This window comes from Kitasatospora sp. MAP12-44 (assembly GCF_029892095.1).
In the GTDB taxonomy this organism is placed as follows: Bacteria; Actinomycetota; Actinomycetes; order Streptomycetales; family Streptomycetaceae; genus Kitasatospora.
Window position 1 is genome coordinate 3,698,661 of the sequence record NZ_JARZAE010000004.1, and the last position, 21,933, is coordinate 3,720,593.

Sequence of the window (21,933 nt, forward strand, 5' to 3'; positions counted from 1 at the left end):
GTCGACTACCTCTCAGTTTTCCTGGCTGCTACAGATCGCGACGGATCCGAGCGATCAGGTCGAGGCTGTCCGCCGGACTCAACGCGATGCTGCGAAGACTGATCGAAGATCAGCGCATATTCCGCCGTCTCCTGGGGGTCCTCCATATACAGCGTCCCGGTCCGGTGCTCGACGCAAACCACGTCGGAGAAGGCCGGGTTGGGGAATCCGAAGAGCACGCACGCCGGGGCGCTGGGCTTCCTCCTCCAGCTGGTCGAGCTGCTTGCGCATCACGTCCGGACCACCGACCTGAAGGCGCAGGGCGGCCTCGCCCTCGATCGCGCAGAGCCGGTTCCGGCCCTGCTGCGGCAGCTGCTCGCTGCCGTATCGGGTGGCGAACGGTTCGGTGAGGCCGACTGCTCTGGGTGGGCTTCCGACTGGTCGGCGGGCAGCTCAGAGTCGAGGTGCATGATGCGGGCGAGGGGTGCCCGTCGGCCCGGCCGGGAGGCGAACTGGAGGAATCCGGCCGGGGGTTGCTGCTGGTGGAGCTGCTGTCCGAGGCGTGGGGGGTGTGCGGGCGCGCGGGGATCGGCAAGTGCGTCTGGGCGGTGATCGCCCCGACGGGTTAGACGTAGCGCTCCAGGATGGACGATTCAGCAAGGCGGGACAGGCCCTCGCGGACCGAACGGGCGCGGGTCTCGCCCACTCCCTCGACGGTCTGGAGGTCGTCGATGCTGGCGGCGAGGAGCTTCTGCAGGCCGCCGAAGTGCTCGACCAGGCGCTCCATCACCGTGTTGGGCAGGCGCGGGATCTTGGCCAGCAGGCGGTAGCCGCGCGGGGAGACCGCGGAGTCCAGCGACTCGGGGCTGCCGGAGTAGCCGATCGCCTTGGCCACCGTCTGGAGGTCCAGCAGCTCGGCGTGGGTGAGGGCTTCGAGGTCGGCCAGGACCTCGGGGACCGTGCGGCCGCGCTTGGCGGCGCGCTCGGGGAAGTAGTCGCGGGCGACCAGTTCGCGCTCGGGTTCGACGCCCGCGATCAGCTCGTCCAGCTGGAGCGAGAGCAGCCGGCCGTCGGTGCCGAGCTCCAGGACGTAGCCGGCGATCTCGGCGGCGATCAGCCGGACCATCTCCAGGCGCTGGGCGACGGCGGTGACGTCCCGGACGGTGACCAGGTCCTCGATCTCCAGGGCGGAGAGCGTGCCGGCCACCTCGTCCAGGCGCAGCTTGTAGCGCTCCAGCGTCGCCAGTGCCTGGTTGGCGCGGGAGAGGACGGTGGTGGAGTCCTCCAGGACGCGGCGCGAGCCGTTGACGTACATCGCGATCAGCCGCATCGAGTGCGAGACCGCGACGACCGGGAAGCCGGTCTGCTTGTTCACCCGTTCGGCGGTGCGGTGGCGGGTGCCGGTCTCGTCGGTGGGAATCGAGGCGTCCGGCATCAGGTGCACGCCGGCTCGGACGATCTTGGTGATGTCCTTGTCGAGCACCACCGCGCCGTCCAGCTTGCACAGCTCGCGCAGCCGGGTCGCGGTGAACTCGACGTCCAGCACGAAACCGCCGGTGCAGACCGACTCGACGGTCTTGTCGAAGCCGACGACGATCAGGCCGCCGGTGTTGGCGCGCAGCACCCGCTCCAGGCCGTCCCGCAGGGGCGTCCCGGGCGCGATGGCTTGGAGGGAGGCCCGGAGCAGGGCCTCCTCACGGGGGGACTTCTCCACCCGGTCGCTCGCTGCCACGTGACTCCTCCGGCCGGTCCGGTCCGCTCGCCGCGGTGGCCCGTGGCCCCGGTCCCTCGATCGCTGCTGCCCGAAAATGGTGCTGGACAGCCAAAGTCTACGGTGCGGGCGCAGCGCCGGGGCCTCGGTCAGGCCAGTTCGTCGGAGTCGACCGGCTCCCACCCCGCCATCAGCTCCTCCGGATAGGCGGCCGGAGCAGGCGCCGGAGCGGGGACGGCGGCGGGCTTGCGCGCCGCCTCGCGCGGTTTGGCGGCGGCCCGGCGGCGGCCCGGGATGGCCTGCAGCGCCTCGCCGATGTCCGCCACCTCGACCACCTTCATGCCGCGCGGCACCTTGCCCGGATCCGGCGGGACCAGCGCGTGGGTGAAGCCGAGCCGGTGCGCCTCGGCCAGCCGGCGCTGCACACCCGTCACCCGGCGGACCTCGCCCGCCAGGCCCACCTCACCGATCGCCACCAGGTTGTTGGGCAGCGGGGTGTCGGAGGAGGAACTCGCCACGGCCAGCGCGATGGCCAGGTCGGCGGAGGGCTCGGAGAGCTTCACCCCGCCCACGGTGGCGGTGTAGATGTCCTGCTTGCCGAGCTTGACGCCGCCGTGCCGCTCGACGACCGCCAGGATCATCGCGATCCGCGGCGACTCCAGGCCGGAGGTGGTGCGGCGCGGGGAGGGGATCTGCGAATCCACCATCAGCGCCTGCACCTCGGCGACCAGCGGGCGGCGGCCCTCCAGGGTGACCGTCAGGCAGGTACCGGGGACGGCCTTGTCACGGCGGGTCAGGAAGAGGCCGGACGGGTCGGCGAGCCCGGCGATGCCCTCGTCGTGCAACTCGAAGCAGCCGACCTCGTCCGTCGCGCCGTAGCGGTTCTTGATGCCGCGGATGATCCGCAGCCGGGCGTGCCGGTCGCCCTCGAAACTCAGCACCACGTCCACCAGGTGCTCCAGCAGGCGCGGGCCGGCGATCGAGCCGTCCTTGGTGACATGGCCGACCAGCAGGGTCGCCATGCCGCGGTCCTTGGAGGCCCGGATCAGCGCGCTGGCCACCTCGCGGACCTGGGCCGGCCCGCCGGGCGCGCCGTCCAGCTCGGCGGAGGCGATGGTCTGCACCGAGTCCAGGATCAGCAGCCCGGGGTTGACCTGGTCGACATGGCCGAGCACCGCGCCGAGATCCGACTCGGCGGCCAGATAGAGGTGGTCGGAGAGCGCGTTGATCCGGTCGGCGCGCAGCCGGACCTGACCGGCCGACTCCTCACCGGTGACGTAGAGGGTGCGGTGCTGGGCGGTGGCGGCCTTGGCGGCGACGTCCAGCAGCAGGGTGGACTTGCCGACGCCCGGCTCGCCCGCGAGCAGCACCACCGCGCCGGGGACCAGGCCGCCGCCGAGCACCCGGTCCAACTCGCTGACGCCGGTGGTGCGGGCGGTGGCCACCTGGCCGTCGACCTGGCCGATCGGCCGGGCGGGAGCGCTGACCGGCCCGGCCGCGGTGGTCCGGATCGGGACGGCGCCGTACTCCTCCACCGTGCCCCAGGCGTTGCACTCCGGACAGCGGCCGACCCATTTGGGCAGCTGGTTGCCGCACTCCGTGCAGCGGTAGGCCGGACGGGGCTTGGCGGTGGTCTTCACGGTACGGGCTGCCATGCGGCCCACCGTAGCGGGTGGGTCCGACAACGCGGCACCGGCGCTTTGTCAGTCCATGGGCTGTGTTGTTACCCGAAAGAAGTACAAGAACGGGGATCCGCGGGGTCGGCCCGGCGCCGCTCTCTACCGTCGAAGCTGTGAAACCCCCAACCCACAACCCGCTGGAACAGCAGGTCGCCGACCAGGTCGCCGCGACCGTACTGCCCGCGTACGGACGCCTGGCGGACGGCCTGTTCACCTACTGCCTCTCGGTGCTCTGCGAGCACGACGCGGCACTGGCAGCGCTACGCGAGACCCGCGAGCTGGCGCTGCGCAACGGATCACGGCTGGCCGCCCCCGGCCTGCTGCGGGCCTGGCTGTACTCGCTGGCGCGCTACGCCTGCATGCGACGGCTGGCCGAGCGGGCCGACGGCGCGGTGCCGGTGCGCCCCACCCCCGGCGAGGCCGGTCGGCGCAAGGACGAGCTGGCCTCGCTGGCCTGGCCGGAGGCGGCGGGCACGACGGCCGAGCAGCGCGAGGCGCTGGAGCTGTCGGTCCGCCACCGGCTGACCCCGCTGGAGATCGCGGCCGTGCTCGGCCTCGGCATCGAGGCGACCCAGGCGCTGCTGGCGGACGGCGGCGCCGAGGTCGACCGGACCAGGAGCGCGCTGGCGGTGCTGGGCGTCGGCAACTGCCCCGAGCTGGCCCGGCTCGGCGGCCCGGGCGCCGACCACTGGCGGGCCTGGGTGCTCAGCCCGGCGCTGCGCCGCGAGCTGGTGCGGCATGTGCTGGAGTGCCCGACCTGCCGCGGGACGGCCGAGCGGGTGGCCGGGGAGCCGGCCGCGGGGCCGGCCGGCCGCTCCGGGCTCGGGTTGGTCCGGGCGCCCGGCGAGGACGGGCCCGCCGCGCCCGAGGCCCAACCGGTCCACTTCGACCAGCGCGGCTTCCCCCGCCACCGGCAGCCCGGGTACCTGGAGCGCCATCGGGCCGGCGGGGATCTGCACGGGCGGACCGTCCTGGTCCGCCAGCGCGCGCTGACCACCGGCGTGCTCGCCGCAGTGCTGTCGGCCCCGCTGGTCGCCCTCTGGGTCGCCCACCGGGACGGCGGCGGGACGGACACGGCCGCCGTATCGGCGGTGCGGGTGGACGGCGGCGCCGGGGACCGCGACGGCACCCCGCTGGTCGCCGCCCCCCTGCCCGACCTGGGCGGGCCGCCGACCGCCGCGCCGGTGGCCGGCGGTCAGCCCGGCGGCAACCTCGCGCCGGCGGTGCTGAGACCGGCGACTGCAGAAACGTTGCTGCCAGCGGTTCAGGGGGTCGCGATCCCCGTCCCGGCTGGCGACGCCGTCCCGCTCGGCAGCCCGCAGCTGACCGCCCAGCCCGCTCCCCCGCTGCCGCCCGCCTCCCCCGCCGGGGGCTGGCTGACCGTCGAGGCCAGCCCTTACGGCGCCCGGACCGTACTCACCCTGACCAACACCGGCGCCACCACGATCGACTGGCAGGCCGTCACCACCTGTGACTGGCTACGCCTGAGCCGCGACTCCGGCAGCCTGGCCCCCGGCCAGCGGATCACCGTGACCGTCACGGTCGACGACACCCGCGCCCCGCAGGATCACTGGACCGCCCAGATCGCGCTGCCGCCGTCCGAGGCCGTGGTCACCCTGGAGGGCGGTTCGGAGCAGCGCGGCGGCACGCCCTCACCGAGCTCCTCGCCCTCATCCGGGCCGGCGCCCAGCGCCAGCGCGAACCCCAGCGGCAGCGCCAGCAGCACCCCCTCGGTCGCGCCCACCTCGGGCAGCAGCGCGAGCAGCGCCCCGAGCAGCAGCGCCAGCCCGAGCGCCGCACCCACGTCCGGGCCGTCCTCCAGCCCGCCCCCCGCACCGAGCAGCTCACCGAGCACCGGCCCGACCGCTCCGTCGAACGCACCGTCCGCCACGCCCACCACCCCCGTCTCCTCCGCCGCGCCCGCACGCTGACGCGGCCGCCACACCAGAACTCCCCCGTATCGACTCCTTTAAGACCCGCGACGTTGCGCCCGGGGGATGAGAAAAGTCAGAGTCCCCCGACGCTCTCGATCGGCGGCAGGCGGTACGAGCCCTGAAGGACCGCCGGCTGCGGCTGGTAGAGCCGGATCAGCGGGCGGAAGCCGCCCTGCGGGGTGGGCAGCCAGTTGGCCGCCTCGGCCGGGTCGGTGGGCCGCTCGTGCCGCAGGTGCAGGGTGAGCGAGCCGTCGTCGCCGTGCACCAGGCCGGGCGTGCGGTCGCCGATCGAGTAGCGGTCGATCGGGTTGGCGACCAGGCGGTAGTCCGGCAGCGCGTACATGGTGACCGACCAGAAGGCGTCCACCGGCGGCGGGCTGTCGAACCGCAGGGTGTACGCGTGCGCGCCGGTCAGCGGCCGGCCCTCGGCGTCGTCGTAGCAGCCGGCGTAGACCGCCTCGTACGCGTGGTTGCCCCAGAGCCCGCTGCGGGCGGCGACCGCGCGGGTGAGGTAGGCGGCGCGGCGGTCCGGGATCCGCCACTGCGGGTCGTCCACGGTGCCCGGGCCCTGGAAGTCGAGGTTGTAGTCGAAGAGGTGCAGGTTGGTCTGCCACTCGCCGACCGGGCGGTCATCGGCCGGCTCCGGCGCCCTGGTCGCGGCCTCGATCCGCTCGCGGCCGGTCTCCAGGCCGTGCGCGAGCACCGCCGCCCAGCCGGGGTCGGCCGCGAGGTACGGCGAGGCCCCCGCGTCGAGCAGGCCGAGCGGCGCGAACCGCTGCTGGTACTCGACGTCCGGCGCGGCGGGCGGGAAGGCGGCCATCCAGAGCCGCAGCCGCTCGAAGAAGCGCAGCTCCTCGGGGACGGCCGGATCGGGTTTCGGCAGCCCGGCGGGCAGCCCGCCCGGCTCCAACGCGGTGAGCGTCAGGTGCTGCTGCAGAGCGGCCACCCGGGGCAGGTCCGCCGGACCGTCGCAGGCGAAGCGGCCGACGATGGTGGCGACCGTGGTGGGCGCGCTGATCACCCGCACCCCGTCGGGCGGTGTGCCGTGCCAGCCGGGCGGGACGACCAGCCAGGTCTGCTCACCGGTGCCGAAGGCGCGGCGGCCGAGGTAGCAGAAGCTGTTGGTCCAGGCGTCGACGAACTGCAGCACGTAGTAGGCCCCGGCGGTGTCCGGCACCCGCAGCAGCTGCGGGCCCTCGGAGAGGTCCAGCGGGGCGACCGAGTAGAGGGTGTCGTTGTTGACCGACACGAAGTCGGTCTCCGGACCTGCCAGCCGGTCGGCGTGGCCGAAGCCGTTCAGACGCACCGGCGGGACGGCGCCCAGGCCCTCGTGCAGCAGGCGCTCGACCGCGGTGAGGTCGGCGACCTGCGGGAAGCCGTAGACGTACGCGTCGGCGGCGAGGGCGGACAGGGCGACGTGGTCGTGGCTGGGCATCCGGGGTCCTTAGCTGAGCGGGGTGAGCGGCGGCAGGGTCCAACTGCCGTCCGTGACGGCGGTGTCCGGCCCGTAGACCCGGATGACCACGCTGAACGGGCCGTCCGGCGCGGGCAGCCAGTTGGCCGCCCGGGCCGGGTCGGTGGGCTGCTGGTGGCACACGGACAGGGTCAGGCCGCCGTCCGCGTCGTACACCAGGCCGGGCGTGCGGTCGCCGATCGAGTAGCGGCCGATCGGGTTGGCCACCAGCAGGCGCTCGGGGAGCTGGTACATGGTCACCGACCAGAAGAACCGGGCCGGTGGCAGCCGCCCTGGCGGGAAGCGCAGCCGGTAGTCCTGCAGGTGCGCGTCGAGCCGGCGGTTGCCCGCGCTGTCCTCGACCCAGCCGCCGTACCAGGCCTCCTCGGCGGGCAGCCCGTACAGGCCGTGCCGCGCGCCGAACGCCCGGGCCAGGTAGTCGCCGCCGAGCTGCTCCCGGGTGCCGAAGCAGCCGGTGGAGTCCACCCGCTCGGCGGCCTCCCGCTCCAGCCGGGCGCGGCCGTCCGCGATGCCCTGGCGGACCGCGGCGCGGACCGCGGCGGGCAGCGCGGCCGGCTCGAAGTCGCCGGAGCCGATGCCCAGTTCGGCCAGCCGGTGGCGCAGGTCGGCGTCGGCCGGCAGCACCGGGAAGAAGCCGAGCAGGAAGTCCAGGAAGGCGAAGAACTCGACGCTCTCACGGGCCTCCTCGCGCCAGAGCGGCCAGACCGGGTCGGCGGCCGGCGGCGGGGGCGCGGCGCCGAGGTGGGCGCTGAGCGGCCGGAGGCGGAACTGCTCCTGCAGCGCGCGCAGGCCGGAGACGTCCTCAGGGCCGGCCAGATAGCTGCGTCCGAGGATCCCGACCAGGTGGCTGTCCGCGCGCAGCACGCCGTCGAAGCCCGCGGGGACGCCGTGCTCGGCGGGGTGGGCGACGGCCTGCGCCGGGCCGGTGACCAGGTAGCGCCCGGCCTGCGGGCCGGTGCTGCGGGTGCCGACGAAGCCCACGTAGCAGGTGTCCAGGTCGTGGAAGGGCAGCACGTAGTAGCGGTCGGTTGCCGGGACCTCGACCACCCAGGGCTCGGCGCGCAGGTCCAGCCAGGCCCAGGAGTACGGGGTGTCGTTGTTGGGCGTGACCACGTCGGTGTCGGCCGGGGTGAACGGCTGCGGGTGGTGCCGGAAGACGCCGAAGCCGCCGACGTAGCGGGGATCCGCGTCATCGACGGCCTGCGGGTACATCGTGCGGTAGTTCTCCACCAACGGGAGGCCCCAGATCCAGCCCTCGGCGGCCGTCCGGCGGGCGGTCTGCGGGTCGGGCGGGGTGAGTTCGGCCGGCGGCAGCCCGGTCGGGGTCCAGCCGGCCGCGCTGAGACCGCTCCCTGCCGGGTCCGCCGGTGTGCCGCCAGCCATCCGCTCGCTCCCACCTGTCGCTCTCGCCTGCCCAGCTGCTCGCAAACCGGTCGAATGCGGGCAAAGTGATGACAGGTGGATGCTACGTGCGGAGCGGATGGTCGGCATGTCGCCGGGCGAGCGGTCGGTCTATGGCTCAGCGCGGCGGGGGGAGGCGGTCCAGGAAGACCTGGAAGGCAGTCGGTTTGATCGCGGCGGCGCCGGCGAAGGGGAAGTTCAACTCCTTGATGACCACCAGTGAGAGCACCACAAGACCGGCCAGCGAGAGCACCATCAGGGTGTGCGCGAGGGTGTTGGGGAGGCCGAACAGGAAGGTGAAGCCGACCGTGAGCACGGCGCCCAGGATCAGCGCCACCCACAGCAGCACGGGCACCTCGTCGTCCACCTCGTTCAGCCGCGCGCGGCGCTCGGAGGCCAGATCCTCGACGTGGGTGACCGCGTGCTCGTAGAGCACCTGCTGCTGGTCGCCGACCGGGTTGACGGAGAAGACGGTGCCGCGCATCTGGTAGACCAGCTGGGTGGCGTCCGGGCTGCTCTTGTGGTCGGCCATCAGCGGCCACTCGGTGGTCATCACGGTCTGCGCGTACGACAGGGTCTCGTGCTCCAGCTGCGGGCCGACCGGGGCCGGGAGCTCGCGGGAGATCCAGTAGATCCCGGCCAGCGCGTCGGCCTCCTTGAAGGTGGTCTGCCGGGCCGAGTCGTTGTTGGTCCAGACGGTGATCACGACGAAGCCCAGCAGCACGGCGTAGAGCACGCCGACGGCGGCGAAGATGAAGCCCGCGACGTCGTTGTGAGGCTCGCGCACATGGTGCGGGACGTAGCGCTGGAGCAGTTTGAGGGCGACGGCCAGCACGACCAGGACGATGAGGACGGTACCTATGTCCCAAAGGCTCATATGGGGCAGTCCTTGCGGTTGCTCGCAGGGGTGAGGGGGTGCTGCAGCCCGGACAGGCCCTAGTGGTTGCGGCGGGTCACCAGCTCGGCCAGCACGAGGAGTTCGTCGGCCGCCTCGGGCGCCGGGACGGCTGCGGCGAGCTGTTCGATGGCCGCGGCCATCCGCTCGCAGGACTGGCCCTGGGCCCAGGCCCGGCCGCCCGCGCGGTCCACCGCGTCGGCGGCCCGGTGCAGTTCGTCCTCGGTCAGCGGGCGGTCGAGGGCGTAGAGCGCGGCGAGTTCGGCGCCGGCCTCGGTGCCCGAAGCCAGCGCGGCCACCACCGGCAGCGACTTCTTGCGGGCCAGCAGATCGGCGCCGGCCGGCTTGCCGGTCACCTCGGGATCGCCCCAGATGCCGATCAGGTCGTCGATCAGCTGGAAGGCCAGGCCGATCTGCCGGCCGAAGGCGTCCATCGCCTGCGCGGCCTCCTCGCCGGCGCCCGCGTAGAGCGCGCCGATGGCGCAGGCGCAGCCGAGCAGCGCGCCGGTCTTGGCCTCGGCCATCGCCAGGCACTCGTCCAGGGTGACGGTGCTGCGCTGCTCGAAGGCGCAGTCGGCCTGCTGCCCGTCGCACAGCTCGACCACGCACTGGGCGAGGCGGCGCATCGAGGCCGCGGCGGCGGGGTGGGCGTCCTCGGCGAGGGTGCGCAGGGCGAGCGAGTGCATGGCGTCGCCGGCCAGGATGGCCTCGGTGGAGCCGAACACCCGCCAGGCGGTGAGGCGGTGGCGACGGGTCTCGTCGCGGTCGATCACGTCGTCGTGCAGCAGCGTGAAGTTGTGCACCAGCTCGACAGCGGCCGCGGCCGCGAGCGCGGTGGGCCGGGACCCCGTCGCGGACTGGCTGTCCGGCGGCGTGCAGGCGCGGGCGGCGGCGAGGACGAGGGCGGGCCGGATCGCCTTGCCGGCGTCGGCGGCGGAGAGCGAGCCGTCGGCCTCGCGCCAGCCGAAGTGGTAGGCGCCGATCCGCGCCATCGACTCCGGCATGGAGTCGACGGCGGTGCGCAGTACCGGGTCGACGGCGGAGCGCGCCCGGGCCAGGATCTCGGCGGCGGTGCGGTCGGGGGCGGGGTCGGCGCTGCCCGTGTACCCGTCGTGGTCGTCGCGGCTGAGCGTGTGCGTGCCCATGACTACTGGTCCCCCCAGGTGTCGGACGTGCGAATGGTGAAGGGCCTGCCGGATGCCCGCGTGCCGTGCGGCCCCGCCCCGGGCCGCCCTCCCGGACCACCTGCCGGCGGCCGGAATCGACACGCGGGCGGCTGAGATGTGAATGCCGGACGCGTTATCCGTCCGCCGCCCCGAGAATTCCCTCGGGGCGACGGACACCAGGGTTTCTGTCAGCCCTTGGAGCGGGCGATTTCGACGTTCTCCAGAACTCCGATGGCATCGGGCACCAGAATGGCGGCCGAATAGTAGGCACTGACCAGGTAGGAGATGATGGCCTTCTCATTGATGCCCATGAATCGGACGGAGAGGCTGGGCTGGTACTCGTCGGGGATGCCGGTCTGGTGCAGGCCGATCACACCCTGGTTGTCCTCGCCGACACGCATCGCGAGGACCGAGCTGGTGTGGCCGTCGACGATCGGGATCTTGTTGCACGGGAAGACCGGCACACCGCGCCACGCGGGAACGTGGTGACCCTGCACCTCGAGCGGGGTCGGATACAGGCCCCGGCTGTTGCACTCGCGCATGAACGCGGCGATCGTCCGCGGGTGGGCCAGGAAGAACTTGGTGCCGCGGCGGCGGCTCAGCAGCTCATCGAAGTCGTCCGGGGTGGGCGGGCCGGAGTGGGTCTGGATGCGCTGGTCGTACTCGGCGTTCTGCAGCAGGCCGAACTCCGAGTTGTTGATCAGCTCGTACTCCTGGCGCTCCCGCAGCGCCTCGATGGTCAGCCGCAGCTGCTGCTCGATCTGGTTCATCGGCTGGTTGTAGAGGTCGGCGACCCGGCTGTGCACCTGGAGCACCGTCTGGGCCACGCTGAGCTCGTACTCGCGCGGGGCCAGCTCGTAGTCGACGAACGTACCGGGGAGCTCGTGCTCGCCCTCGTGACCGGCGGCCAGCTCGATCTCCGCCTCGCCGTGCTTGTTCTGGGACTGCTGCGCGTCGGCGAGGAACTGCAGGATCTGGTCGCGCAGCGCCTCGGAGCGGTCGGCCAGCTCCTGGAAGGCGGGCCAGGGCAGCGCCAGCAGGGTGCCGGCCGTGGCGGCCTTGACGCCGTACGCCCAGACGCCGTCGGCCTCGGTCAGCGCCTCGTCGCCCAGGTGGTCGCCGTCGGCCAGCACGCCGACGACGGCCTTCTCGCCGTACTTGCTGATGCCGACCTTGTTCACCTTGCCGTGCGCGATCAGGAAGATCTCGTTGATCGGCTGCCCGGCCTCCACCAGGACCTCGCCCGGCTGGAACTCGCGCTGGGCGAACCTGGACGCCATCTCCTCCAGCAGCGCATCGTCCTCGAAGCCGCGCAGCACCGGGATCTCACCGAGCGTGGGCGGCACGACGCGGACCGCCGCGCCCGTCTTGACGAAGCTCACCCGGCCCCGCCCCACCGCGTAGCTCAGCCGGCGGTTGACGCGGTACGTACCACCGGCCACCTGGGTCCAGGGCAGCATCCGCAGCAACCAGCGCGAGCTGATTCCCTGCATCTGCGGCTCGGACTTGGTGGTGGTCGCGAGGTTCTTGGCGGCCGCTGTCCCCAGGCTCAGCTGCTGCTGACCCTGCGCCTGGCCGCCCTGTGCAGGATTACCAACATTGGTCTCAGTCGTCATGCCCGGACTCTCCCCCAAGAAGGTTCAGGTTGTTGAGACCAGACTGGCGCCTGACTTGCCGTCAGGCAATCACTCGTTCGGGTGAGTGAAGCGTCGGGTCAATTAGTACGACTGGATAAGATGCGCGATTTCCGCCTGCCGCAGCGATATTTAATGAAGAAGCGATCATAAATTGTCATTCGCTCAGTTGCGGTCGAATCCGGACAGCGTGCTCAGAGCGGGCCGTTCCAGTCGAGGGTGGGCGGCAGCAGGCCCTCCAGGGTCAGCAGCCAGCGCTTGACGTCCAGCCCCAGCGGCCCGGCGCCGAAGCCGCCGATGCCGTCGGCCGCCACCACCCGGTGGCAGGGCACCAGCAGGGCCACCGGGTTGGCGCCCATCATCTGGCCGACCGTCCGGGCCGCGAGCCCCGGGCTGTCGGTGAACTCCTCGAACACCCCGCTGCGCTCGGCCAGTCGGCCGTAGGTGATCGTCTCGCCGAACGGGACGGTGCGGTACAGCGTCTCCAGCACCACCCGGTGCGGTCCGGAGGCCAGCCGGAGATCCAGCGGCAGCCCCAACTCCCGCCGCCGTCCGGCGAAGTACTCCGCCAGGCGGCCGGTCACCAGCTCGATCCGGCGCTCGTCGGCGCACAGCCCGGCGGCCGTCTGCGCGGACCGGCCGTACTCCGCCGCGGCCACCCCCTGGTCGGTGACGCCGATCGCCATCGGACCGGTGGGCAGCGGGGTCTGCACGGTGATCCAGCTGAGCTGCGCGGTAGTACTCACCCTGCCAGTGTGCCGCGAACGGGTGACAACCGGTCCAGTACCGGCTCGGCGACCAGGGCCAGGGTGTCCCCGCGCGGGCCGTGCAGCTCCAGCAGGGCGAGCTCGTTGCGGCCCGGGCGCAGCAGCGGCCCGGGCAGGTAGAGGGTCTGCTGCGGGCCGATGTCCCAGTAGCGGCCCAGCAGGAAGCCGTTGATCCAGCAGAGGCCCTTGCCGTGCCCCTCGGTCAGCACAAAGGTGTCGAGCGGCTCGGCCACCTCCAGCACCGCCCGGCGCAGCACCGGCAGCCCGTCCGCCACCCGCCCCTCGCCGCCGGGCAGCCGGTCGACGTCGTCCAGCGGCAGCGGATACATGCTCCAGTCCATCAGCAGCTGCTGCCCGAGCCGGACGCCGCCCGTGATGCCCTTGCGATCCAGCAGCCCCGGGCCGTAGTTGACCCGCCCGAGGTTCTCCACCAGCAGCTCGAGCCGGGCCCCGCCGGCCGGGATCGCGAGCCTGCAGCCGAGTGTCGGGTCGGTGCGGTCGAGCAGCCCGACCGGGCGGCCGTCCAGGAAGACCTGGGCCCGGTCGCCGAGCCCGTCGACCAGCAGCGCGGACGGCTCGCGCGGGCCGGCCACCCAGGTGCGGTACAGCACGAAGCCGTGGCTCTGGTCGAGCTCCTCCATCGAGCACGGGACGGCGGCCCGGACGGGGGCGCCGAGCCGCTCGGCCGCCTCGAGCAGCGGCTGCGGCGCGCCGAGCCGCAGCAGCCGCGGCTCCAGCGTCCGGGCCGGTTCGTCGACCGGGGGCGGCGGCAACTCCGTGTACCGGCCGAGCACTTCGCGAAAGGCCCAGAACTTGGCGGTGGGGCGGCCGGATTCGCTGATCGGCGCGTCGTAGTCATAGCTGGTGACCGTCGGGCAGAGCCGGCCATCCGTCAGGTTGGCGCCGTTCAGGTAGCCGAAGTTGGTCCCGCCGTGCGCCATGTAGAGGTTGACCGAGGCGCCGGCCGCGAGCATCCGGTCGAGCACCTCGGCGGCGCCGGCCGCGTCCCGCGTGTGGTGCGGCTCGCCCCAGGCGTCGAACCAGCCGTTCCAGTACTCCATGCAGAGCAGCGGGGCGTCCGGCGCGTGCTCGCGCAGGCCCGCGAAGCCCTCCTCGGGGCGGTCGCCGAAGTTGACGGTGGGCAGCACGCCCGGGATGGTCCCGCTCTGCAGCATGGCAGTTGACGGGCCGTCGGAGGTGAACAGCAGGCAGCCCGCACCCCGGCGGCGCAGCCCCTCGGCGAGGTGGCGCAGGTAGCCCGCGTCGTTGCCGTAGGCGCCGTACTCGTTCTCGACCTGGAGCGCCAGCACCGGGCCGCCGGATTCGGCGAGCAGCGGGACGAGCAGCGGCAGCAGCACGTCGAACCAGCGGTCCACGGCGGCCAGATAGCCCGGCTCGGCGCAGCGCAGCCGGAGCGCCGGGTCCTTGAGCAGCCAGGCCGGCAGCCCGCCGAGCTCCCACTCCGCGCAGATGTACGGACCGGGCCTGACCAGCACCTGGAGCCCCTGCGCGGCGGCGGCCCGGATGAAGCGGACCAGGTCGAGCCGCCCCGAGAAGTCGTAGCGGCCCGGGCGCGGCTCGTGCAGGTTCCAGGCGACATAGGTCTCGACGGTGTTGAGCCCCATCGCGCGCAGCAGCGCGAGCCGGGCGTCCCACTGCTCGGGGAGCACCCGGAAGTAGTGCAGGGCGCCGGAGAGGATCCGCAGCGGTCGGCCGTCCAGCGTGAAACCGTCCCGGTCGTACGCGAGGCTGGGCATCAGCGACGGGCTCCTCGTCCTGGGCGGGGTTCCGATGTGCCGCCCGCCCGACCCGTACTGCGCTGTGGAGCCCCCTGTCGGATTCGAACCGACGACCTACGCATTACAAGTGCGTTGCTCTGGCCAAACTGAGCTAAGGAGGCATGGCGACAGCTCGGCCGCCGGAGCGGGCCGGGCGGCACCGCGTCGCAGTCTACCGGGAGGTACGGGCGGTGCGGCGGCAGATATTGGCAGCGGCCGGGAGGTCGTGACCGCACTGTTGCCGGATTGGAGGGAGACCGGGGGCTGACAATCCGATGACGTGGCGGGTAGCCTCGGCGGAAGTCGCTCCTCAGTGGTTCAGACCAGTGCCGGAGCGGCCGACAATCCACCCCTTTACTCGGATCGTCCGGCACGTTCCTGCCGGTGAAGGAGAGCACCATCATGGCTTCTGTCACGTTCGACAAGGCGACCCGGCTCTACCCGGGCGGCACCAAGCCCGCCGTGGACGCGCTGGAACTGCACGTCGAGGACGGCGAGTTCCTCGTCCTGGTCGGCCCCTCCGGCTGCGGCAAGTCCACCAGCCTGCGGATGCTGGCCGGTCTGGAGGACGTCAACGGCGGCGCCATCCGGATCGGCGACCGCGACGTCACCCACCTGCCGCCGAAGGACCGGGACATCGCGATGGTGTTCCAGAACTACGCGCTCTACCCGCACATGACCGTCGCGGACAACATGGGCTTCGCGCTCAAGATCGCGGGCGTCAACAAGGCCGAGATCCGCACCAAGGTCGAAGAGGCCGCCAAGATCCTCGACCTCACCGACTACCTGGACCGCAAGCCGAAGGCGCTCTCCGGCGGTCAGCGCCAGCGCGTCGCGATGGGCCGGGCGATCGTCCGCGAGCCGCAGGTCTTCCTGATGGACGAGCCGCTCTCCAACCTGGACGCCAAGCTCCGGGTGTCCACCCGCACCCAGATCGCCGGCCTGCAGCGCCGCCTGGGCATCACCACGGTCTACGTGACGCACGACCAGGTCGAGGCCATGACCATGGGCGACCGGGTCGCGGTGCTCAAGGACGGTCTGCTGCAGCAGGTCGACACCCCGCGCAACATGTACGACCGCCCGGCCAACCTCTTCGTGGCCGGCTTCATCGGCTCGCCCGCGATGAACCTGGTCGAGGTCCCGCTGGTGGACGGCGGCGTGAAGTTCGGCGGCTCGGTGATCAACATCGACCGCGAGCACCTGGCCGGCGCCGGCCAGGACAAGACCGTCACCGTCGGCATCCGCCCCGAGCACTTCGAGATCGTGCCGGAGGGCGGCATCGAGGGCGTCGCCGTCACCGTCAACGTGGTCGAGGAGCTCGGCGCGGACGGCTTCGTCTACGGCACCACCAAGATCGGCGGCGAGGACACCGACATCGTCGTGCGCGTGCACGGCCGGCAGATCCCGCACAAGGGCGACACCATCCACGTGGTCCCGACCGGCGGCGAGACCCACGTCTTCTCCAGCACCACCGGCGCCCGCCTGAGCGCGTAGGACCGATGGCGCACGGCCGCGGAGCCCCGTCGGACACCTGTCCGGCGGGGCTCCGTCCTGTCACTCGTCCGTGTGACGGAGTGTCTTCAACCCCTCACCCGACGCTACTCTCACTGGCGTGAAGCAGCTCGTGCGCCGCATCGGCCAGACCATCGCCCTCACCCTGCCCGTGATCCTGGTGACCACCGGCACGCTCGCCGTCACCCGGGTTCCCTGGGCCCCTCCGATCGCCCTGGACCAGCAGGTGGTCGCGGCGTCGAGCGGCGACGGCAGCATCGGCCGCACCGCGGCCACCCCGACCTCGGCCGACCACCAGGGCCTCTCCCCACAGGACGCGCTGCGCGCCGACCTGCTGGAGGAGCTGCGCAACCGCGGCGCGGGCTCCGCGCTGGACCTGCTGGACCGCTCGATGCGCGAGCAGCCCTCGCTCGCCCCGTACTGCACCGGCCTCGCCGAGGACCTGGGTCGGGCCGCCGTGAAGCAGTACCAGGGCGACGTGCAGCGGGCCCGCTCCTTCGCCCGCCCGGTCTGCGACGGCTCGTTCGCGGCCGGCGTGGGCAGCTGACGATCCGTCACTTCCCCTTCGCTCCAAAGCCGGGCGCCCTATCCTGCTAGCCATGACCGGCTATGACATCACCACCGCGCCCACCGTGACCCAGGCCGTTATCCTCGCGGGCGGCCAGGGCTCGCGGCTGCGCCCGTACACCGACGACCGGCCCAAGCCGCTGGTCGAGATCCCCGGCACCGGCACGCCGATCGTGGGACACCAACTCGCCTGGCTCGCAGCCGAAGGCGTGACCGACGTGGTGATCTCCTGCGGCCATCTGGCCGAGGTCCTGCAGGACTGGCTGGACCACGCCGACCTCCCGCTGAACGTGAGCACCGTGGTGGAGGCCGAACCGCTGGGCCGCGGTGGCGGGTTGAAGCTCGCCGCCAAGGGCCTGCCACGCCCGGACGAGCCCTGGTACGCCACCAACGGCGATATCTGGACCAGGTTCAGCCTGCGCGAGATGGCCGCCTTCCACCACGAGCGGGACGCCCTGGCCACCCTCGCGCTGGCCCGGCCGCGGATCCCCTGGGGCGCGGTGGAGACGGACCAGTTCGGCAACATCCTGGACTTCATCGAGGCGCCGCCCTCGCCGTTCCTGATCAACGCCGGGCTGTACGTCTTCGCGGCCGGCTTCGCCGAGCTGCTGCCCGACGTGGGCGACCACGAGCGCACCACCTTCCCCCAACTCGCCCGCGCCAAGCGGCTGGCGGGCTACCAGCTCCCGCAGGGCGTCTACTGGCGCGCGATCGACACCGCCAAGGACCTCACCGAGGCCGCCAAGGAACTGGCCGCCTCCCGGGAGCAGCGCAACTAGGCCCTGCCCGCAACTAGGCCCTGCCCAGCGACACGCGCTGGGCAGGGCCTGGTTGTCGGGGCGGTCAGACCATCGAGTGCGCCGCCGGTGACTGCTGCAGCCCGAGGGTCGGGAGCTGCACCGGCGGCGGGCCGCTGCCCAGCACGCCGCCGATCAGCCCGCCGCCACCGCTGGGGGTGGGCTTGGGCGCCCGGTTGCCGGAGCCGGCGCCCGGGGAGGTACCGGAGGACGAGCCCGGGTTCGACCCGGAGGACGAACCGCCGCCCTGGCCACCCGAGTTGCTCGGCGCGTCGGCGTTCCCGGTGCCACCGGTGCCCGAAGAGGCGTGCGGCTTGGGGCTCTTGTGCGCCGACGACGGCGACGAGGAGGCCGACGGCGCGGACGAGGGCGATGCCGAGGAGGAAGCCGGCGCGGACGGCTGCGCAGTGCTGCCCGACGACGGGTGCGGGGCACCGGTGGCCGGCCAGACCGGGGTGCCGAAGTCGGTCGGCGGCTTGACCGGCACGGGCTGGACGCGCCCGCCGGTCCGTACCGCCGCGCCGAGCATCGAGCCGACCAGCATCGTCAGCCCGATCACCACCGTGGCGACCACCGTGCCGCGGCGCAGCACCCGGCGCCGGACCGCCTTCGGCGCGTCCGCGCCGTAGCGCCGCCAGGCCTCCAGCGAGAGCCGCCCGTCCAGCGAGGCGAACGGCGCCCCGGCGATCAGCAGCGGGCTCCAGGCGGCCAGGAAGATCAGGTCGGGGGTGTCGTAGACCGGCACCGCCCGCCAGCTGACCGTGAAGAGCAGCGCCGCGGACAGGCCCATCGCCGCCGCGGCCGCCAGCCGCTGCCAGAGGCCGAGCAGCGTGAGCACGCCCACCACGACCTCGGTGAAGGCCACCCCGAGCCCGGCACCCACGGGGTGCGCCATGGCGAAGTCGAGCAGCGGCTGGGCGACCTTCCACGGGTGCAGCGAGGCCAGCCAGCGCATCATCGAGCCGCGCTCACCGCCGTCGAAGTACACCGGGTCGCAGAGCTTGGCGAAGCCCTCGTAGACCGTGAGCGAGCCGAGCAGCAGGCGCAGCGGGAGCAGCACCAGGCCGAGGTCGACCCGGCGTCCGGGGTACCGCGCGTGGCGGCTGGACTCGCCGACCGCGACCGCACCGGCCGCACCCGCCGAGGACGCCGCGCGCTTGGGCGCCGGCGCGGTCGGCTGCCAGCCGGCCCGCTCGGGCTGCGGCGCCCGCCGCCCGCCCGTCGAGGGACCCGACGACGAACCGGGCTGGCGCGGCACGGACCCGCGTCCGTACCCGCCGCCGATCGCGGGCCCGTCCCAGCCCGGCACCGGGTCAAGGAACCGGGTGTCGTCGTCCGGATCGGCCAGGCCGATCCCGCCGCCCGCCGGGCCACCGTACGAGCCGCCCGCCGAGCCGCCGATCGAGCCGCCGACCGACGCCCCGGCGGGGCTCGGCACAGTGTTCAGGCGCACGGCGTCGAGCAGCTGAGTCGCCGCCAGGTCGCCCGGCGCGGTCTGCCCGCTCCAGGTGACCGCGGTGACCCGCGCCTTGCGCCGCGGCGCGCCGCCGGAGAGCACGGCGCTGCCCGCGACGGCCCCGGCCGCGGTGTCCGCGGCGCCGACCCGGACGAGCCCGGGTCGGCCGGCGTAGGCCAGCGGTGCGTACGGCCGCCCGAAGGCGTCCGCGTAGGGCGCCGTCGAGTACGGCGGCGCCTGGATCATCGGGGTCGCCGGCACGGGCATTCTGACCCTGAAGCTGACCTGGGTGCTGCTCAGCCGGGCCGGGTCGCTCGGCACCTTGACGGTGCTGAGGCCGGGCTCTGGGTCTATCCCTGCCGCTCCGCCCTGCCTTGGGCGCCAAGGTGTTCTGGTGTCCACACCCCTCTAACCGGGTGACACCCGGTTAGGACACTCTCCCGGGTGCAAGTGCCGGGCGTGGCTGACGGTTCCGCAAGCTCTCGTACGAGATCATGACTCTTTGGGTCACTTCCGGGCGGAACCGGTCAGCTGGGCGGCCCGGTGTTGACAGCTCAGCGCTTGGCACGCACGCGGGCCGCCTCATACATGACGATGCCGGCCGCGACGCCCGCGTTCAGCGACTCGGTCCGGCCCGGCATCGGGATCCGCACCCGGATGTCACAGGTCTCGGCAACCAGCCGGGACAGGCCCTTGCCCTCGGAGCCGGCCACGATGACGACCGGGCCGGTCAGTGCCTCCAGGTCGCCGACCTCCATCTCGCCGTCGGCGGCCAGGCCGACCACCAGCAGACCGGCCTTCTGGTAGGCCTCCAGAGCGCGGGTCAGGTTGGTGGCGCGGGCCACCTGCAGCCGGGCGGCCGCGCCGGACGAGGTCTTCCAGGCGCCCGCCGTCATGCCGGCCGCGCGCCGCTCGGGGATGACCACGCCGTGCGCGCCGAAGGCGGCGGCGGAGCGGACCACCGCGCCCAGGTTGCGGGAGTCGGTCACCCCGTCCAGCGCCATGATCAGCGCGTCCTCGCCGAGGTCGGCGGCCACGCCCAGCAGGTCCTCGGGGTGCGCGTACTCGTACGGCGGGACCTGGAGCACCAGGCCCTGGTGGTTGAGGCCGCCGGTCATCGAGTCGAGCTGCGGGCGCGGCGCCTCCATCAGCGGGATGCCGCGGTCGTTGGCGGCCTGGAACGCCTCGCGCACCCGGTCGTCGCTGTCGATGAACTGCAGGACGTACAGCGCGGTCGCCGGCACGCCGCCCTGCAGCGCCTCGACGACCGAATTGCGGCCGACCACCAGCTCGGCGGCGCCCGCGCCACCGCGCCCGCCCCGGCCGCCGCCGCCGGCCCGGCGCATGCCGGCCCGCGCCTTGGCGTCCCGCTCGCGCTTGAGCGCCGCGTTGGCGGCCCGCTGCTTCGGGTGGCCCTTGCGCGCCTCACCGGGAGGGGTCGGGCCCTTGCCCTGGATCGCCTTCCGGCTGTGGCCGCCGGTCCCGACAGTCGCGCCCTTCTTCGATCCGGGGTTGCGGCGGTTCCTGCGTGCGCTGTTGCCGGCCATGGCTGTTCTTCCTGTCTGTCCGTCATGCCCGACCGTGACGGTCGTCGGCATGCTCTGCCTCATGCGGGTGGGCCGTACCAGCCGACTGATCAGCCGGTACGGCCCACCCTCACCCCTACGTCGAGGGATTACTGGTTGTTGATCGTCCAGCGTGCGCCGGACGGGGTGTCCTCGATCGCCAGCCCGGCCAGGCCGAGCTGGTCGCGGATGGCGTCCGCGGTGGCGAAATCCTTGCGGGCCCTGGCCGCCTGCCGCTGATCCAGCACGAGGCGAACCAGCGAGTCGACGACCCCGTGGAGGTCCTCGCCGCGGTCCTCGCCGGACCACTGCGGGTCGAGCGGGTCGAGACCCAGTACTCCGAGCATCGCACGGACCTCGGCCAGACGCGCTACCGCGTTCTCCTTGTCGTCCGCGCTCAGCGCGCTGTTGCCCTGCCGGACCGTGGTGTGCACGACGGCCAGCGCCTGCGGGACGCCGAAGTCGTCGTCCATCGCCTCGGCGAAGGCGAGCGGCACCTCGGACGCCGGCTCGACGCTGCCGCAGCGCTCCACGACCCGCTGGATGAAGCCCTCGATCCGGCTGAAGCCGGCCTCCGCCTCGCGGATCGACTCCTCGCTGTACTCGATCATCGAGCGGTAGTGCGGGGCGCCCAGGTAGTAGCGGAGCACGATCGGGCGCCAGCGCTGCACCATCTCGGAGACCAGCACCGAGTTGCCGAGCGACTTGCTCATCTTCTCGCCGGCCATGGTGACCCAGGCGTTGTGCACCCAGAAGTTGGAGAAGTCGTCGCCGAAGGCCTTGGACTGGGCGATCTCGTTCTCGTGGTGCGGGAAGATCAGGTCGAGACCGCCGCCGTGGATATCGAAGGCCTTGCCCAGGTACTTGTGCGCCATCGCGGAGCACTCCAGGTGCCAGCCGGGACGGCCGGCGCCCCACGGGGTGTTCCAGCTCGGCTCGCCCTCCTTCGCCGACTTCCACATCGCGAAGTCGCGCTGGTCGCGCTTGCCGGTCTCACCCTCGCCGGAGGGCTGGCGCAGGTCGTCCAGCTTCTGGTTGGAGAGCTCCAGGTAGTCCGGGAAGGACCGGACGTCGAAGTAGACGTTGCCGTCGGCCGCGTAGGCGTGGCCCTTGGCGATCAGCGTCTGCATCATGTCGATCATCTCGGGGATGTGCCCGGTGGCGCGCGGCTCCACGCTCGGCGGCAGGCAGCCGAGCGCGTGGTAACCGTCGTTGAAGGCACGCTCGTTGGCGTAGGCGATCTGCCACCACGGGATGCCGAGCTCGCGCTCCTTGGCGATGACCTTGTCGTCGATGTCGGTGACATTGCGCACAAAGGTCACCTCGAAGCCGCGGTAGGTCAGCCAGCGGCGGATGAGGTCGAAGTTGACGTTGGACCGGATGTGCCCGATGTGCGGGGCCGCCTGGACGGTCGCGCCACACAGGTACATCGAGACACAACCCGGTACAAGCGGGACGAAGTCGCGTACCTGGCGGGTGCTGGTGTCGTACAGGCGAAGGCTCACAGCGTCAAGCGTAGTGGGAAACAGGCAGTGCCCCGCGACGTTTGCGCCGCGGGGCTGTCACGAATGTGTGGCGAAGCGAACTCCTGGGCTCCGCTTGGGACGCATTGGCTGCG

The 21,933-nt window shown here is 72.7% G+C and carries 18 protein-coding genes and 1 tRNA gene; 5 read left to right on the forward strand and 14 right to left on the reverse strand.

What is annotated here, in order from left to right:
- Window positions 1-78 precede the first annotated feature (78 nt).
- Window positions 79-351: a Scr1 family TA system antitoxin-like transcriptional regulator gene (locus P3T34_RS17220; protein WP_348534755.1), complete on the reverse strand. Its 273-nt coding sequence runs from the start codon at window positions 349-351 to the stop codon at window positions 79-81.
- 53 nt (window positions 352-404) lie between these two features.
- Here P3T34_RS17220 and P3T34_RS17225 point away from each other — a divergent pair, with 53 nt between their 5' ends.
- Window positions 405-608, forward strand: coding sequence for an ATP-binding protein (locus P3T34_RS17225; RefSeq protein ID WP_280666909.1), 204 nt, complete (start codon window positions 405-407; stop codon window positions 606-608).
- Here P3T34_RS17225 and disA read toward each other — a convergent pair.
- Together disA and radA are read right to left on the reverse strand one after the other, a co-directional pair.
- Window positions 605-1,711 carry a DNA integrity scanning diadenylate cyclase DisA gene (gene disA / locus P3T34_RS17230; RefSeq protein WP_280666910.1) on the reverse strand — a complete coding sequence of 369 codons (1,107 nt, stop codon included), beginning with the start codon at window positions 1,709-1,711 and terminating at the stop codon, window positions 605-607. The two genes, P3T34_RS17225 and disA, sit on opposite strands and share 4 nt — an antisense overlap.
- 128 nt (window positions 1,712-1,839) lie before the next feature.
- Window positions 1,840-3,345, reverse strand: a complete 1,506-nt coding sequence (gene radA / locus P3T34_RS17235; RefSeq protein WP_280666911.1) for a DNA repair protein RadA — start codon at window positions 3,343-3,345, stop codon at window positions 1,840-1,842.
- Window positions 3,346-3,482: 137 nt separating this feature from the next.
- Here radA and P3T34_RS17240 point away from each other — a divergent pair, with 137 nt between their 5' ends.
- Window positions 3,483-5,300: a sigma-70 family RNA polymerase sigma factor gene (locus P3T34_RS17240; protein ID WP_280666912.1), complete on the forward strand. Its 1,818-nt coding sequence runs from the start codon at window positions 3,483-3,485 to the stop codon at window positions 5,298-5,300.
- A 76-nt stretch (window positions 5,301-5,376) separates the two neighbouring features.
- Here the strand turns inward: P3T34_RS17240 and P3T34_RS17245 are convergent, their stop codons facing one another.
- The 8 genes from P3T34_RS17245 to P3T34_RS17280 all read right to left on the reverse strand — a co-directional run bounded on the left by P3T34_RS17245 (window position 5,377) and on the right by P3T34_RS17280 (window position 14,540).
- Complete coding sequence (locus tag P3T34_RS17245) at window positions 5,377-6,738, reverse strand: DUF1254 domain-containing protein (protein ID WP_280666913.1); 1,362 nt, start codon at window positions 6,736-6,738, stop codon at window positions 5,377-5,379.
- A gap of 9 nt (window positions 6,739-6,747) precedes the next feature.
- Window positions 6,748-8,160, reverse strand: coding sequence for a DUF1254 domain-containing protein (locus tag P3T34_RS17250; RefSeq protein ID WP_280666914.1), 1,413 nt, complete (start codon window positions 8,158-8,160; stop codon window positions 6,748-6,750).
- Between the two features lie 136 nt (window positions 8,161-8,296).
- Window positions 8,297-9,055, reverse strand: a complete 759-nt coding sequence (locus tag P3T34_RS17255; protein WP_280666915.1) for a DUF4239 domain-containing protein — start codon at window positions 9,053-9,055, stop codon at window positions 8,297-8,299.
- A gap of 59 nt (window positions 9,056-9,114) precedes the next feature.
- A complete protein-coding gene (locus P3T34_RS17260) occupies window positions 9,115-10,218 on the reverse strand; it encodes a family 2 encapsulin nanocompartment cargo protein polyprenyl transferase (protein WP_280666916.1) in 1,104 nt (367 codons plus the stop codon).
- A 209-nt stretch (window positions 10,219-10,427) separates the two neighbouring features.
- Window positions 10,428-11,855: a family 2B encapsulin nanocompartment shell protein gene (locus P3T34_RS17265; RefSeq protein ID WP_280666917.1), complete on the reverse strand. Its 1,428-nt coding sequence runs from the start codon at window positions 11,853-11,855 to the stop codon at window positions 10,428-10,430.
- Between the two features lie 212 nt (window positions 11,856-12,067).
- Window positions 12,068-12,619 (reverse strand): methylated-DNA--[protein]-cysteine S-methyltransferase, encoded by a 552-nt coding sequence (locus P3T34_RS17270; protein WP_280666918.1) that lies wholly within the window; start codon window positions 12,617-12,619, stop codon window positions 12,068-12,070.
- Window positions 12,616-14,397, reverse strand: a complete 1,782-nt coding sequence (locus tag P3T34_RS17275; RefSeq protein WP_280666919.1) for a beta-galactosidase — start codon at window positions 14,395-14,397, stop codon at window positions 12,616-12,618. Before P3T34_RS17275 ends, P3T34_RS17270 begins: the two co-directional genes overlap by 4 nt.
- Window positions 14,398-14,462: 65 nt before the next feature.
- A tRNA-Thr gene (locus P3T34_RS17280) sits at window positions 14,463-14,540 on the reverse strand.
- A gap of 280 nt (window positions 14,541-14,820) precedes the next feature.
- On the opposite strand from P3T34_RS17280, the gene ugpC reads away from it, so the two are divergent.
- The 3 genes from ugpC to P3T34_RS17295 all read left to right on the forward strand — a co-directional run bounded on the left by ugpC (window position 14,821) and on the right by P3T34_RS17295 (window position 17,276).
- The gene (ugpC, locus tag P3T34_RS17285; RefSeq protein ID WP_280666920.1) at window positions 14,821-15,912 is read left to right on the forward strand and encodes a sn-glycerol-3-phosphate ABC transporter ATP-binding protein UgpC; all 1,092 of its coding nucleotides are present in this window, start codon (window positions 14,821-14,823) and stop codon (window positions 15,910-15,912) included.
- Between the two features lie 118 nt (window positions 15,913-16,030).
- Complete coding sequence (locus P3T34_RS17290; protein WP_280666921.1) at window positions 16,031-16,477, forward strand: hypothetical protein; 447 nt, start codon at window positions 16,031-16,033, stop codon at window positions 16,475-16,477.
- 52 nt (window positions 16,478-16,529) lie between these two features.
- Window positions 16,530-17,276 (forward strand): nucleotidyltransferase family protein, encoded by a 747-nt coding sequence (locus P3T34_RS17295; protein WP_280666922.1) that lies wholly within the window; start codon window positions 16,530-16,532, stop codon window positions 17,274-17,276.
- Between the two features lie 64 nt (window positions 17,277-17,340).
- Here the strand turns inward: P3T34_RS17295 and P3T34_RS17300 are convergent, their stop codons facing one another.
- From P3T34_RS17300 to cysS, 3 genes are all read right to left on the reverse strand, one after another.
- Window positions 17,341-19,071 carry a DoxX family membrane protein gene (locus P3T34_RS17300; protein WP_280666923.1) on the reverse strand — a complete coding sequence of 577 codons (1,731 nt, stop codon included), beginning with the start codon at window positions 19,069-19,071 and terminating at the stop codon, window positions 17,341-17,343.
- 233 nt (window positions 19,072-19,304) lie between these two features.
- Window positions 19,305-20,297 carry a 23S rRNA (guanosine(2251)-2'-O)-methyltransferase RlmB gene (gene rlmB, locus P3T34_RS17305; protein ID WP_280666924.1) on the reverse strand — a complete coding sequence of 331 codons (993 nt, stop codon included), beginning with the start codon at window positions 20,295-20,297 and terminating at the stop codon, window positions 19,305-19,307.
- Window positions 20,298-20,425: 128 nt separating this feature from the next.
- Window positions 20,426-21,820, reverse strand: a complete 1,395-nt coding sequence (gene cysS / locus P3T34_RS17310) for a cysteine--tRNA ligase (protein ID WP_280666925.1) — start codon at window positions 21,818-21,820, stop codon at window positions 20,426-20,428.
- Window positions 21,821-21,933 lie beyond the last annotated feature (113 nt).